The organism is Lonsdalea britannica (genome assembly GCF_002111595.1).
Classification (GTDB): Bacteria; Pseudomonadota; Gammaproteobacteria; order Enterobacterales; family Enterobacteriaceae; genus Lonsdalea; species Lonsdalea britannica.
Genome location: NZ_LUTN01000011.1, coordinates 13,407 through 26,813 on the forward strand (window position 1 = coordinate 13,407; position 13,407 = coordinate 26,813).

Below are 13,407 nucleotides of genomic sequence, written 5' to 3' on the forward strand. Positions count from 1 at the left end.
TTGCCATTGATGCAGCTCTGTGCTGCATATACCCCGTAATTATCCCGTCTATTCCGTCGTTCAATACGGTGAATAGACGAGAAAAATCACACTAGCTTACTGATTTGCCTCACGCAAAAGTATCGACGCCGCTCGAGGAGGACGCAATTCTCTGGAGTGAAACTGGCACATCCACGATTTCCATGTGGGTGTCAAGGCTGCTCGAGTACTGAGACGAGGACGAACCGCCGCCGGTGCTCTGCTGCTGCCCCTGCTGCCATTCGGAGCCAGCGAAGGTCTCGCTGCCGACACTACTCTGGTTCAGCGTGATACCGCTCTCAGACAACGCCGTTCTCAGCTGCGGCATCGCAGCTTCCAACGCGGCTCGAACCTGTCCATGCGCTGAGGCAAGGTGGATTTGAGCCTGGTTATCATCCATCTTCATGCTGACCTGAATCGCGCCAAGCTCCTGCGGATGCAGACGCAGCTCAACGTTTTGCTGATTGTTACGCGTAAACATCACAACCTGCTGGCTGAGCGCCTGTTGCCACTCATCGCTGCCCAGACGTGATGTCAGTACCGCGGTTTGTGGTGTCGCCGCAGCGGAGGTATTGGCCTGGGTGCTGTTGAGTGCGCCCAAAGCGCTATTTACCGTCGCAGCGCTGGAATTACTGTTGGTGGAAGACGGCTCTTGCGTGACCTTAAAGGCGTTGCTCACGGCAGCGCTGATGTCCGCAGACTGAACTTTGTTCGACGTCGCAGTCGTATCAACTACGATGCTTTTCAGGTCAGTCGAATCGTCGTCTTTCGCAGTTCCTTTCGACACTGATTTGCCGGAAACGCGGCCTAAAATATCCGTTAATGCGTCATCGTCATCCTGCCCCGTCGTCGTATCATCAGCGACGGCGTTGAGCATCGAAGTCAGAGACGTGCTCTGCTGACCATCGGTCAACGTCTGTAAAGCATTTTGTCCGTCCACGGTCAGGGCGGCAACACCTTCACTCTGTGGGGTTATCGGCTGCGGCGTCACTTTCTGTAGCTGCGGCGCCAATCCCGCGCCCAGCATAGCCATGATCGTCGACGAGGCATCCTGATCGGCCGTCGTGACCGAAATTCCGGTATCCGTGGCGACCTGGTCGCCCAGCGTTAATGCCGCGTCATCGCGCTCAGCAGCCGCATCCGTTTTCGTAGCCGTGCTCGCGGTTTGCGCCGCTGTCGACTTACCGTGCGTCGCGTGCGATTGCTTTAACAATGCGCTCAGCGAAGACTGTACTGGCGATTCCGCGGACACCGACGTATCTTCGCCTGCGTTCGCCTCAGCAGTCTGCGCATCCACATCCTCATTGTCGTCAGCCTGTTTTGCCGACGTATTTTCGGTTTTAGGCGTCGTGTTGGACGTGGACTGAGCCGTAGTTTGTTTTACCGGCTGTGGCTGTGATTCTTTATTCTGAGCGTTTTGAGAAGCCGTGTTCGACGTATTCTGCTGTGTCCGATTTTGCTCTTCATTCAGGTGTGACGAAAACAGCGCCGTAAAGCTGTTAGGCTGTGACGCATTACTGTCTTTGTTAGTGCTGGACGAGGTCGAATCAGTTCGAGCCGTCTCAGACGCTGAAAGAGCAGTAACAGTAGATAGATTCATGGATTCAGTTTCCTCAATGACGAGCGCTGTGCAAATTCATCCATCAGTTTCTGGTCTCGACGGTTCTCACGAACCAATAGTTCCTGAGCCGCCCGTTCTTTTAATGTCTCAAACGCATTCAGCCGTTGACGCTTCGCCTGCCAGGTTTTCATGGCTTGCTCTAAGCGCTGTGCCCAAACGGCCAGCTGTTTGCGATGTTGTTCGATGGCCAACTCAAGCGTTTTTATAAACTGCTGATAGTTGTACCAATTCGCTGCGTTAATACCGCTGCCCATCGTTTGCTGCAGCTGTACACGGTAGTCATCTTCATACCCGAGCAACATATCGAGCTGCTGTTGCGCCTGAACGTGTGACTGACGGATCTGCCCCAGCAGAGTAGCGGCATCGTCCACTTCCTGCTGAGCCAGTTCGCGAAGTTTGTCGAGAGGAGTTTCAGTTTTCATAGTACCTCAATCACGTACAGTTACCGGCGGCTTACTGATTCAGCCCCTGTCGGGTAAAGCCTACGGCCTTGGTAATCAATACACTACATGCCGAACAGCGCATTCAATTGCTGCAATGCCTGCTGTTCGTCGCAACGTTCGAACATCCCCTGTTGTAAAAACGCTTCCATCTGCGGATAGAGCTGTATGGCCTGATCCAGCAAGGGGTCGGTTCCCGATGCGTAGGCACCCACGCTAATCAAATCCTTGTTCCGCTGATATACCGATAGCAACTGCTTAAATTGCCTTACTTTGGCGTAATGTGATTCGTCGATCAAAGCGGTCATCGCACGGCTAATCGACGCTTCGATATCAATTGCCGGGTAATGGCCGGATTCAGCCAGCTGTCGGGACAGCACAATATGCCCATCCAGAATGGCCCTGGCGGAGTCGGCGATCGGGTCTTGCTGATCGTCGCCTTCCGTCAATACGGTGTAAAACGCCGTAATGGAGCCCCCGCCATGCATACCGTTACCCGCACGTTCAACCAACGCAGGCAGCTTCGCGAAGACCGAGGGCGGATAGCCCTTGGTCGCCGGCGGCTCTCCGATGGCCAGTGCGATTTCTCGCTGCGCCATCGCGTAACGCGTCAGGGAGTCCATAATCAACAGAACATGGTGTCCCTTATCGCGAAAATCCTCCGCGATACGAGTGGCGTACGCCGCCCCCTGCATACGCAGTAGCGGGGAAACGTCAGCCGGGGCGGCAATCACGACCGCTCGGGCACGGCCTTCGGGCCCCAAAATGTTTTCGATGAAGTCTTTAACCTCACGGCCACGTTCGCCGATCAGGCCTACCACAATGACATCAGCTTCAGTATAGCGGGCCATCATGCCCAGCAGCACACTTTTACCCACGCCGGAACCCGCGAACAGGCCCATACGCTGCCCTCGTCCGACGGTCAACAACGCGTTGATAGCCCGGACGCCGACGTCAAGCACGTGATCGATCGGCGTTCGTTGCAGAGGGTTAACCGGCTGCGTGATCAACGGCGCTTTGAATCCCGTTTCCGGCAGCGGCAACCCATCCAGCGGTTTACCTGCGCCGTCCAGGATCCTACCCAGCAGCTCAGGCCCCAGCGGGAGCTTTTTACCTTCATGCTTCTCTCCCCCGCGGGCGTAAACGCGCGCGCCGGGAATAATGCCTTCGACTTCTTCCAGCGGCATCAGAAATAATCTTTGCCCATTAAAACCGACGACTTCGCTTTCGACTTCTTCGACTTTGTCGCCGTTGGCACGTTCCACAAAACAGGTCGCGCCCAGCGGCAAATGCAGCCCAGAGGCTTCAAGTACCAGTCCCGTCGCGCGAGTGAGACGCCCGTAGCGACGCACGGTTGGCGTCGTAGCGATCTTCTTCTCAAACGAATCCAGCGTAGTCAGCCAGCGAGAGAGTCGGTTCGTCATCACAACTCTCCCGGCGCAGCCATGTGACACAGCTCATGCCAACGTGTCGCGATGCTGGCATCCAGATCGCCATCCTCGGCGCTAACTTTACAGCCGCCTGGATGCAGCTGGTTATCCGCCAGTAGACGCCAGCCATGCTGGGCCAACGTCGGCCCTAACTGCTTCTCTACCCGTTCCATATCAGACGGATGAACGCGTAAATTAGGCTTGCCGCTAAATAAAGGTTCTTGCTGGATCATTTGCTGTATCTGATTCAGCAACGCTGTGCCGTCGCATACCGGCGCCTGACCCAAAACTTGTTTGGCCGCAGTCAGCGCCATTTGCATCAGACGTGCGGTAATGACGCTGTCCAGCGAGTCGAGCGTTTGCTGGAATTCGGTCACCATCTGCTGCATCTGCTCAGTCAGCTTTTCCTGCTGCTGTTTTTCTTCCTGCGCGCCCTGCTGACGACCTTCGGCCAGACCGGTTTGGTAACCTTCGTCGTAGCCTCTTTGCTGACCGTCTTTATAGCCGGCATCTTTCGCTTTGAGCTGAACCTCTTCGCGCAGCAGTTCCAGTGACTCCAACGCCTCGACCGGAGAAGTGTCTTCGTCTTCCGAATCGGAGGGCGCGGTTTCTTCCTGCTGAAGCGACGGCGGCGGCGCCGCCAAATCGGTCAGAGTCCAGGGACGCCAGGGTAAGTCATTGGTATTAGACATACGCATCCTCGCCGCCACCGATGATCATCTCGCCGCTGTCTGCCAGACGACGAACGATAAGCAGGATGGCCTTCTGTTCGTTCTCGACCTGAGACATACGTACCGGTCCACGCGTCGCCAGGTCGTCGCGCAGGATTTCTGCGGCACGCTGGGACATGTTGCGCAGGAACTTCTCGCGCAGCGGTTCTTCCGCACCCTTCAGGGCTATCAGCAGGGACTCGGACTCCACTTCCTGCAACAAACGCTGAATACTGCGGTCGTCCACTTCGACCAGGTTTTCGAACAGGAACATTTCGTCGATGATTTTCTGCGCCAATTCGCCGTCGAACTCGCGAACGGCGTCGATGACCGCTTCTTCCTGCTGGGTTTTCATCAAGTTGATGATTTCAGCCGCAGTACGAATACCACCCATTTTGCTGCGTTTAAGGTTCTGGCCGTCCAGCAAGCCGTTCAACACTTCGGTCAATTCAGCCAGCGCCGCCGGCTGTACGCCGCCGAAGGTAGCGATACGCAACATGACATCGTTACGCAGACGCTCGTCGAACAGCGCCAGAATATCGGCAGACTGAGCGCGTTTGAGGTGGATAAGGATGGTCGCGATAATCTGCGGATGCTCATCTTTAATCAGGTCAGCAGCCGTCTGCGGTTCCATAAAGTTGAGCGTTTCCATACCGGAAGAGGTTTCTTTGCTTTCCAGAATATCTTCCAGCAAGGTCGATGCACGTTCCTCACCCAGCGCTTTGACCAGAACAGAACGCAGGTAATCACCGGCGTTGACGCTCAGCGCCGCGTACTGTTCAGCAGAAACCTCGAATTCTTTCAGCACTTCCATCAGCTGCTGATTGGACACCTGTTTCATATTCGCCATGGCGGCACTCAGGTGCTGAACTTCACGCGTGGAAAGATGCGTGAAGACTTCAGCAGCGCGGTCTTCGCCGATGGTCATCAGCAAAATAGCGCTCTTATCAGTTCCAGTCATACTCATAGTTCAGTACTCATCCATTGGCGAATTACCAGGGCGCAGACGCGAGGATCGTTCTCGGCCATGTCGCGAATACGCTGGCTTTGCAGCTCAGTATTGACGCGCTGCTGCGATTTACGCTGCAAGTCTTGCTCTTCTTTGCTGAGCTTGACGATAACGTCTGCATCGCTCTCCTGACCGCCAGACAAGCTTTCCGCCAGAGCCTGCTGCTCTTTCTTCTTGAGCTGCAACTGCGGACGTACCATCTTGCGCCACAGGATCCAGGCCACAATCAAGACCAGCAGCCATTTCCCTGCGCTAATCAGCAGATCGAAGAAGGCTTGTTTCTGCCAGAAGGGCAATTCGCTACCGGCATCATTCGATTCTGTAAACGGCGCGTTGACCACATTGATGGTATCGCCACGGTCGGTTGAGAAGCCCATGGCTTCACGTGTCAGCGATTCAATCTGCTTAATCTGCGCATCGTTCAGCGCCGCGGATTTACCCTCAGCGTTAGGCGCGTAGTTAACGACGACCGCGACGGAGAGGCGCTGTACGGCACCGGCGCTTTGCTTGGTATGGCGAATGGTGCGATCGACCTCATAGTTGATGGTCTGATCGCGGCGGTTGTTGGAAGACTGAATGCCGCCGTTCGCTCCGCCTGATTCGCCCCATTGGCGCCGTTCGCGTTGTTATTAGCACCGTTCGCGTTTGCCTGCTGCTGGCCGTTAGCATTGTTCTGCGCGCCGTTGGCGTTTGGCGCGACAATCGGCGCCGTTGGCGTAGCAGGAGGCTGATTCGATAAAGCTCCCGGGACACCGCCGACGTTTCGCCCGCCTAACTGTTCGCTCTGGCTAGACTGCTGAGAGCGAACGGCGGCCTGATTCGGGGCCTGGTTCGGCTGATACTGCTCATCCGTCTGCTCACGGTTGGAGAAGTCGATCTGGGCAGTCACCTGCGCATGAACGTTACCGGTACCCACAATCGGCGCCAAAATGGCTTCAATACGACGCTGGAAGCGGTTTTCGACTTCGTTAGCGTATTTCAGCTGAGCGGCATTCAGGTCTCGGCCAGCACCGTCCGTCTGCGTCAGCAGCCGGCCATTCTGGTCTACGACGGTCACATTGTCCGGCGGTAAACCCGCGACGCTGCTGGATACCATGTAGACAATGGCGTTGATCTGCCCTTCATCCAGCGCTCTGCCCGGCTGCAAATTCAACGTTACCGATGCGGAGGGCGCTTTTTGTTCACGCACGAACAAGGAAGGTTTCGGGATCGCCAAATGAACCCGCGCTTTCTGCACAGGGCCGAGCGTCTCCATCGTTCGGGAAAGCTCACCTTCCAACGCGCGCTGGTAGTTAACCTGCTCGCTAAACTGGCTGATGCCGAACTTCTCCTGATCGAGAAGCTCGAACCCCACTGAGCCGCCTTTAGGTAGCCCCAACTGTGCGAGTCTCAACCGGGTTTCATAAACATTTTCTGCTGGGATCAGCAAAGCCCCACCGTTATCGCTGAATCGATAAGGGATGTTCATCTGCGTTAGCTGGGTGACGATCTCACCGCCATCCCGATCATTCAGATTGCTATAAAGCACTCTATAATCGGGACTTTTTGCCCATAAAACTAATGCTGTGACAACAGCCACAGCAAAGGCTGCGGCGATTAATAGAGGTACTTTCGGATTAGCACGCAGCCGGTTAAGCACAGCAGTAAATCCGTTGATACTCATTGCGGGCGAACTGCTTTTAGCGGAGCTCATGCACTATTCCTGCCAATTAACATTTTGATAGTTATTAATAAAAACAAAATATACTCCCTGAATAAGCAACGGTTGTTCTAAACATCAACACCCGCCTTTGAGATTTGGGCGATATATTATTTATCCCATAGGACAATTCTATAGGTGAATTAGCCAAGGTTTTTATGCCTATTTAGAAGCTTAGGGTTGCTGGTATTCTGCTAAAGTTATCGCCTGTAAATAATTGGTCACTGAGAAAACCCGAGGGTTTAAATGTCAATACAGGGAATTGAATCTGTCGTTCAGCAGCTACAAAGCGTAGCACTTCAGTCGACGGGCAGTACTTCTAATGCCATTGCAGAGCAGCAAAGCGGCTTTGCGGACGAGATGAAATCCGCGCTGGGAAAAATCAGCGAACAACAAACCACGGCACGCGCACAGGCGCAAAAATTCGAGCTGGGTGAAGAAGGCGTGGCACTGAATGACGTGATGGTCGACCTGCAAAAAGCGTCAATTTCGATGCAAATGGGCATTCAGGTAAGAAATAAACTGGTATCGGCTTACCAGGAAATCATGAATATGTCGGTATAAATAAAGACAGCTATCTTTTTATACCCTCAGCTTTTAGCCATCCAATTATAAGCACCCTTCGGGCTATTCGCTCTCGCATAGCCTGGTCTTGCATATTTATAAATTCTTTCCGCACCTGTTTTATGACAGGTATTGCGGTTGGGCCCCTCGGTTTTATTTCCGCTCATTTATCTCACAAATACCTTGGAATATGCCCAAGCCAGACTTGTAAGCCATTCACATTCATCTTGTGTCCAAGGTCTGCGCGAGGTTAAACGCCGTAGTAATGCCGCAAAGCAACGAGCTTATCGGGCCGAGCATTCAGCGGTAAGCGGTAATACATTTGGGATAAGAATATGAGCCGGTACAGGCAGAGTATGAGAGTCTGCCTCAGGGGACATGAGCCTCGCCGTAGCCTTGACGACGAGACTGAGGGACGTTGAAATCAGTCGATTTATTCTTTCCCGCCGCCGGGCAGCATAGAATCGCCATCGGCGAATTTATGGTAGGCCGCATTCAACGACTGCTGTCTGACAGACTGACCAATAAGTCCCTTCAACTCATTCATGCGTGACTCGAGGCGTTGAGTAATCAGCGTCTCATTTTCCAGAATCGTATCAAGGCACTGCTTGATCTTACGTTGTTCAACGCCAGAGACTTTATTGTTGTATTCGATTAGGCCCGGAAGAAGTCCAACCGCTTCAAGATAAAGCTGCTCAACTTCAATCAATTCTGCCCATTCTGCTTTTTTTGCAAGTGCCAGCATACGATCGCTTAGTTCAAGGATTTGCTGATAACAGGCAAGAACTGAATTGCTGGCTTCCATTGTGGTTTCCTGACTTACACTGTTGTTTATGTTTAACGCAAAACGGCAAAAACAGACACTGTGCCGTACACGAAGCTATTACGATAATGTTCCCGGCACAGACAAAAGCTAAATTACGAATCAATCAGCAGCGTTATTTTTTTCAGGGCCTATTTCTTTCCAGGAGTCAGCAATGCCTCGTAATAGTTCCGTTATATTTTCGAGTAGCGCACGATCGTTGTGCAGATTGGCATGAAGCAGCTGACGGATCATATAGTCGTAAAGCTGCGCCAGATTAGTGCTGATTTCTCCGCCCTTCTCCATATCAAGAGAAGCCAGTAATCCACTGTCAATAATTCTGATGGCTTTGGTAATCGCATTACCCTTCTCCACCGTGTCGCCCTGTTCCATGAAGATATCTGCACGAACCAAGGCGCTGATGGCGCCATCAAACAACATGGTAATCAGTTTATGCGGGCTGGCGCTCATCACGCCACTTTCCAAACCGACCTGCGCATAAGCCTGTGAACCATACATCATGGCCATAACCGTTCCTTACCCTACTCGTTAACTGCTGGAGCTATTGCTAAGTTGTTCGAACGCCGACGTCAGGTAGCTTGCTGTACTATCTAACTGTTGTACCAGTACGTCCAGCTTGGTGAACTGCGTTTTATAACGAGCCATTGTATTTTCAATGCTGCTCTGGACAGTCGTGTACTGTGTTTTCAGCTTGTCGATAATGGACGTGATACCTGATTCCGCGTTATCGATCAAACCTTTACTTTTGGTATAGGAGGACACAGTAGATACCAGCTGCGTTGCCAGCCCCGTTTTCTTGCCGTCGCCCATGAAGAACTCACCAACAGCAGAACCCTCGTCAGTCAGCGCATTCACCAGAGCGGTGTTATCAATACTCAGCGTTCCACGAACCACCGTACCCGTGGTAGCGTCCGTTGTCGTACTCAGCGAGATACCCATCTCAGAGAGCACTTTGAAGGTGTCGCTGCTCTGCGCCGAGCTTATTATGGTCTTCAGCTGGTTTTTAATACCGCTCAGGGTAGAGTCTCCGACCAAAGCACCGTTGCTGGTGGACTGTGATTCACCCGCACTCACGCTGCTGTAAGCGCTCAGCGACGCGAATGACGTCAGTAACGTGTTATAAGAGCTAACCCAATCGGTAATCGCGCTGGCGGCATCTGTGACGCTTTTAGTCACCACCAGATTTTCCGATGAGCTAGAAACCGCGTTCAACGTCAGCGTCACACCTTCGGTCGGGACATCTGTCACTGTATTGCTACTACGTTCAATGGCGATACCGTTGACCGTCAGCTCAGCATTTTGCGCCGCGACCTGCTGCGTCATCCCGTTGGATGACGACGTGCTGTCATATCCCAGGATGCTGTTCAAGGCGCTGTCATTTGAGCTCACGCTCATCGTCGACGTCTCACCCGTCTTATCAGAGGTCAACGTCAGCTGATAGCTGCTGTCACCCGACTGCACAATGCTGGCGGTCACACCCGCCTTGGCGGTATTGATGGCGCTCGCAATACCTGAAAGCGTGGTCTGATCGTTGGTCAGCGCGACATTGACCGCACTGCCGCTACCGACCTGCAGAGTCAGGTTGCGCGTTGTCAGACTGCTATCGCCCAGCTGAGCTGTTTTACTGGTTTGAGCCGCGGTAGCTAACGTTTGGGCCGTTGCCAGCTGGGTCACTTTTACCGCATACGACCCGGAAGTGGCTGTAGAAGTAGCCGTAGAGGTAAAAGCAGTATTGGTCGACGTTTTCTTAGTTGCATACAGCGAGCTGTCGCTCAGCTTTTGCGTGGCGGTTGAAAACGTCTCCAATGAGCTTTGCAGCGTGCCGTAAGCCGTGAGTTTGGACTCATAGCTGGTTTGTTTATTCGTTATCGCGGTAAGTTTCTGTTCCTCGACACTTTGCAAAGACTCAAGAATGCCTGACAGGTCCAAGCCAGAGCCAACACCGAGTCCCGATATAGCAGAGCTTGTCGAAGTCGTACTGGTAGTGCTTGATGTCGTAGCCATATCCTCTTACCCCTTAATAAATGTATTCATCCATCTGCATAGATTATCGGCAGTACTTTTTAAAAGTTTATGCGACTGTCAACATTTAGAAGATAAAAATTACAAGGTTGTTGACGCCAGCAGGGGCTGACAGCACGTCAACCTTGAACGGAATAGGTGCCTACCCTGTCTGTCTCAATTGCTTAGGGCAGAGAAAAAGCCCTATGCGTAAAATAAAAAAACGGCCGTATCGCCTGCTATTAACAGGACGATACCGCCTAAACAAATACGCCCGGTTTAAGCGTATTCCAAAATTTGTTGCTAATTAACTATTCATCTCAAACAGCGACATGCCTTTCATCGAAGAAAACGTGCTCTGCGCTGCCTGCAGCGCCACCTGTTGCATGGTGACATTGGAAATCATTTCATACATATCATCGACATCAGACCCTTTCAGGCTGGTCATACGATCCGAATAGATCAGGTCGCGGCTATCGCCAATACTGTCTAATGTCGTTAATTCATTCAGCTTGCTACCGACGGAGGCCTGTACGGTCAATACATTATCCAAAGAGTTGGCCATGCCTCGGTTAGCTTTATCGAACATCGCAACGTAAGCATCGGTGGTCGTGGTGTCGTCACCCGTATCATCCAGCGGAATATCCAGCGCGGTTAACGCGGTATCAATGCTGTTAAACATGTTGCTTTCACTGGCTGAACCGTCTGGCTCAGTTTTGTAACCCGCCGCCAAGCTCAGAAAAACGGTCGTGCCTGTGTCGCCCGTCGTCATGGTACGGCTGGCATCCACCTTTTGACTCACGGAGCTGTCGCTACCGACATAGGACACGTTGCCATCGCTATCTTCGACAAAAGGGGCCGTATCGGTTTTGTAACCGGCAAAAATGTAGTTACCGTTACTATCCGTCGTGTTAGCCAGCGTCAAGAGCTGATCTTTGTAGCCCTGCAGTTCCGTTTTCATGGACTGGCGGTCGGAATCGCTGTAAGTCGTGCTCGCCGCTTTAACCAGCAGAGTCTGCACGTTTTGAATCACGTCAGTGACCTGATCCAGAACCGTGGATTCCAGAGACAGGTTGCTGGTCGCCGTATCACGAGCGGTAGCAAACTGTTCATTCGTTGACTGTGATTGCGCCAATACAACGGCCTGCGCCGAAGCAATAGGATCGTCCGATGGTTTGTTGACCAGCTGTCCATTGGACAAATCTAACGACGCGCTCTGAAATTTAGAGTAGGCGTTCGTAATGCTTTGCATGTTCTGCTGATAAATCATCGATGAACTTAGACGCATAACACAGTCCTTAAATTTAATTTATATATTATTTTCAATGAATTAGCGAGTCAATCAGTTAACCGCAGACAGCAACGCATCGAAAATCGCTCCGGCAGTTGACAATATTTTAGCGTTGGCCGTGTAGTACTGCTGGTAACGCTGTAGATCAACATACTCTTCATCCAGATTAACCCCGGAGATAGACTGCTGCTTCTCTGTCAACTGGTCCACGATGCTTGATTGCGTCGTGCTGTTGGTGTCAGCGCTTTGCGTTTTCACACCGATTTCACCGACCAGCGAGGCGTAAGCTTCACTGAAAGTGGCATTACCGTTCACCTGATTGCTGGTTTGCAGCGCCAACAGTGCGGCCGCATTACGGTTATCGCTCTCACCCGTGCTGGAATCATTGAGCGCTGCCGCGATTTTTGCTGTGTCAGAGATTGCCACAGACATGTTGGTAATCACTTCGCTAACGGTGTTCAGCGTAAATTTGTCGCCGGAAGTCGCTGTACCGCTAACCGCCACTTCCACGCCGTCGAAGCTCAGCGTCGTGTTGCCGCTACTGTCGGTTCCCGAGGTGTAATCGACGCTGGCACCGTCAGAGGTGCGCGTAACGCCCCAAGAGCCGTTGGTGTATTTCAGCGTGTAATCGCTCGCCTTAACCGCCGTCGTGTCGGTATACGTCGCTGTCAGCGCGGCGCTACCTTTATTGTTTGTGTTGCTGATAACGCTGGGCTGAGTGAAGCTGAAGAAATCCGTCCCCACATCACCGTTCAGATCAACACCTTCTTTATGCTGAGTGTTGAAGCTGCTGGCCAGCGATAACGCAAGCTGACCCAGCTGGTTACGGGCGGTATCCAGCGTTTCAGTACGGAACGTAAGCAAACCGCTGACGCTACCGCTTTCAAGCGAATCTGAGCTCAGCTGAATCGGTTTGCTAATACCATTGTCATAGGCCACTTCCGTTCTTGACGGATCGTCCGGAGATGTCATGGTAACTAAGTTATAGGACGCGTTGCCTTGTACCAAGGTCATGCCGTTAGCCAGGCTGACGCTGACCATGCTGTCCTGCGTGGTGGTGGTCACGCCGACGAAGTTGTTCAGTTCGTTAATCAGCTGGTCACGCTGGTCAAGCAGCGCATTCGCCGAGCTGGAGCCGCTGCCGAGCTGAACGATTTTTTCGTTCAGATTCGCTATCTGCTTCGAGTAGGTGTTGATCTGATCTACGCTGCTTTTCAATTCAGCATTGATAGACGAATCCATATCCTGCAGATATTTATCCGTGCTGCTGAACTGGTTTACCATACTTTGCGCGCTGCTGATGACCGTCTGGCGCGCAGAAGCGTCGCTCGCATTGGTGCTGAGCGACTGGATAGAAGAGAAAAACGAAGACATCAGCGTGGACAGGCTGTTATCGCTGTCGGACAACAGATTGTCGATCTGTGAAACCTGCTCGGAATAGGCTTTTGTACCTGCATAGTTACTGGACGCGGCACGCAGCTGATTGGCCACCAGGGAGTCGTAGGCCCGGTCGACGGAAACAATATTTACCCCATTGCCGATGGTGCCATAAGGCTTTTGCGTACCCGCACTTTGCGCCAGAGATACGCTCTGTCGGCTGTAGCCATCAGTGTAAGCGTTACTGATGTTATTGGACGACGTGCTAAGAGCCACATTCGCAGCTTTCAGCCTGACGACGCAATGTTTATCAATGAACTGGCCATGAAATTTCCTTTAGATTACAAATTCTAACCGGCAATGGTGTCTAATAAAGTTATCGGCTAGGGCCACACAAACTTGAGCAAGAAATTAAAAAATAAAA

At 52.4% G+C, this 13,407-nt stretch carries 10 protein-coding genes and 2 pseudogenes; 1 reads left to right on the forward strand and 11 read right to left on the reverse strand.

Translation table 11 applies throughout. The features are described from left to right. Window positions 1-109: 109 nt before the first annotated feature. The 6 genes and pseudogenes from AU509_RS18645 to fliF form a co-directional block, all read right to left on the reverse strand. Window positions 110-1,618, reverse strand: a complete 1,509-nt coding sequence (locus AU509_RS18645; protein ID WP_094118293.1) for a flagellar hook-length control protein FliK — start codon at window positions 1,616-1,618, stop codon at window positions 110-112. Beyond that, complete coding sequence (fliJ, locus tag AU509_RS10500) at window positions 1,615-2,061, reverse strand: flagellar export protein FliJ (protein WP_085653381.1); 447 nt, start codon at window positions 2,059-2,061, stop codon at window positions 1,615-1,617. Before fliJ ends, AU509_RS18645 begins: the two co-directional genes overlap by 4 nt. 83 nt (window positions 2,062-2,144) lie before the next feature. Beyond that, the gene (gene fliI, locus AU509_RS10505; protein WP_094118294.1) at window positions 2,145-3,503 is read right to left on the reverse strand and encodes a flagellar protein export ATPase FliI; all 1,359 of its coding nucleotides are present in this window, start codon (window positions 3,501-3,503) and stop codon (window positions 2,145-2,147) included. After that, window positions 3,503-4,201: a flagellar assembly protein FliH gene (gene fliH, locus AU509_RS10510; protein ID WP_094118295.1), complete on the reverse strand. Its 699-nt coding sequence runs from the start codon at window positions 4,199-4,201 to the stop codon at window positions 3,503-3,505. The genes fliI and fliH overlap by 1 nt, the downstream gene beginning before the upstream one ends. Next, a complete protein-coding gene (gene fliG / locus AU509_RS10515; protein WP_085653378.1) occupies window positions 4,194-5,186 on the reverse strand; it encodes a flagellar motor switch protein FliG in 993 nt (330 codons plus the stop codon). The genes fliH and fliG overlap by 8 nt, the downstream gene beginning before the upstream one ends. Next, a pseudogene (fliF, locus tag AU509_RS10520) lies at window positions 5,183-6,921 on the reverse strand (flagellar basal-body MS-ring/collar protein FliF). The gene fliG and the pseudogene fliF overlap by 4 nt, the downstream one beginning before the upstream one ends. A 252-nt stretch (window positions 6,922-7,173) precedes the next feature. On the opposite strand from fliF, the gene fliE reads away from it, so the two are divergent. Further along, window positions 7,174-7,491 (forward strand): flagellar hook-basal body complex protein FliE, encoded by a 318-nt coding sequence (gene fliE / locus AU509_RS10525; protein WP_094118296.1) that lies wholly within the window; start codon window positions 7,174-7,176, stop codon window positions 7,489-7,491. Window positions 7,492-7,924: 433 nt separating this feature from the next. Here the strand turns inward: fliE and fliT are convergent, their stop codons facing one another. The 5 genes and pseudogenes from fliT to flgK form a co-directional block, all read right to left on the reverse strand. After that, entirely contained in the window at window positions 7,925-8,296 is a 372-nt protein-coding gene (fliT, locus tag AU509_RS10530; RefSeq protein WP_094118297.1) for a flagellar protein FliT, read from the reverse strand. Between the two features lie 120 nt (window positions 8,297-8,416). After that, entirely contained in the window at window positions 8,417-8,821 is a 405-nt protein-coding gene (gene fliS / locus AU509_RS10535; protein ID WP_409359761.1) for a flagellar export chaperone FliS, read from the reverse strand. A 21-nt stretch (window positions 8,822-8,842) separates the two neighbouring features. Continuing rightward, window positions 8,843-10,318 carry a flagellar filament capping protein FliD gene (gene fliD, locus AU509_RS10540; protein WP_094118298.1) on the reverse strand — a complete coding sequence of 492 codons (1,476 nt, stop codon included), beginning with the start codon at window positions 10,316-10,318 and terminating at the stop codon, window positions 8,843-8,845. A gap of 304 nt (window positions 10,319-10,622) precedes the next feature. Then, window positions 10,623-11,603 (reverse strand): flagellar hook-associated protein FlgL, encoded by a 981-nt coding sequence (gene flgL / locus AU509_RS10545; protein WP_094118299.1) that lies wholly within the window; start codon window positions 11,601-11,603, stop codon window positions 10,623-10,625. A 54-nt stretch (window positions 11,604-11,657) separates the two neighbouring features. Beyond that, window positions 11,658-13,309: pseudogene (flgK, locus tag AU509_RS10550) on the reverse strand (flagellar hook-associated protein FlgK). Window positions 13,310-13,407: the final 98 nt, after the last annotated feature.

Coding starts and splice junctions, on each gene's coding strand:
- AU509_RS18645 (WP_094118293.1), bottom strand. CDS start 1,618: ATGAATCTATCTACTGTTACTGCTCTTTCAGCGTCTGAGACGGCTCGA.
- fliJ (WP_085653381.1), bottom strand. CDS start 2,061: ATGAAAACTGAAACTCCTCTCGACAAACTTCGCGAACTGGCTCAGCAG.
- fliI (WP_094118294.1), bottom strand. CDS start 3,503: ATGACGAACCGACTCTCTCGCTGGCTGACTACGCTGGATTCGTTTGAG.
- fliH (WP_094118295.1), bottom strand. CDS start 4,201: ATGTCTAATACCAATGACTTACCCTGGCGTCCCTGGACTCTGACCGAT.
- fliG (WP_085653378.1), bottom strand. CDS start 5,186: ATGAGTATGACTGGAACTGATAAGAGCGCTATTTTGCTGATGACCATC.
- fliE (WP_094118296.1), top strand. CDS start 7,174: ATGTCAATACAGGGAATTGAATCTGTCGTTCAGCAGCTACAAAGCGTA.
- fliT (WP_094118297.1), bottom strand. CDS start 8,296: ATGGAAGCCAGCAATTCAGTTCTTGCCTGTTATCAGCAAATCCTTGAA.
- fliS (WP_409359761.1), bottom strand. CDS start 8,821: ATGGCCATGATGTATGGTTCACAGGCTTATGCGCAGGTCGGTTTGGAA.
- fliD (WP_094118298.1), bottom strand. CDS start 10,318: ATGGCTACGACATCAAGCACTACCAGTACGACTTCGACAAGCTCTGCT.
- flgL (WP_094118299.1), bottom strand. CDS start 11,603: ATGCGTCTAAGTTCATCGATGATTTATCAGCAGAACATGCAAAGCATT.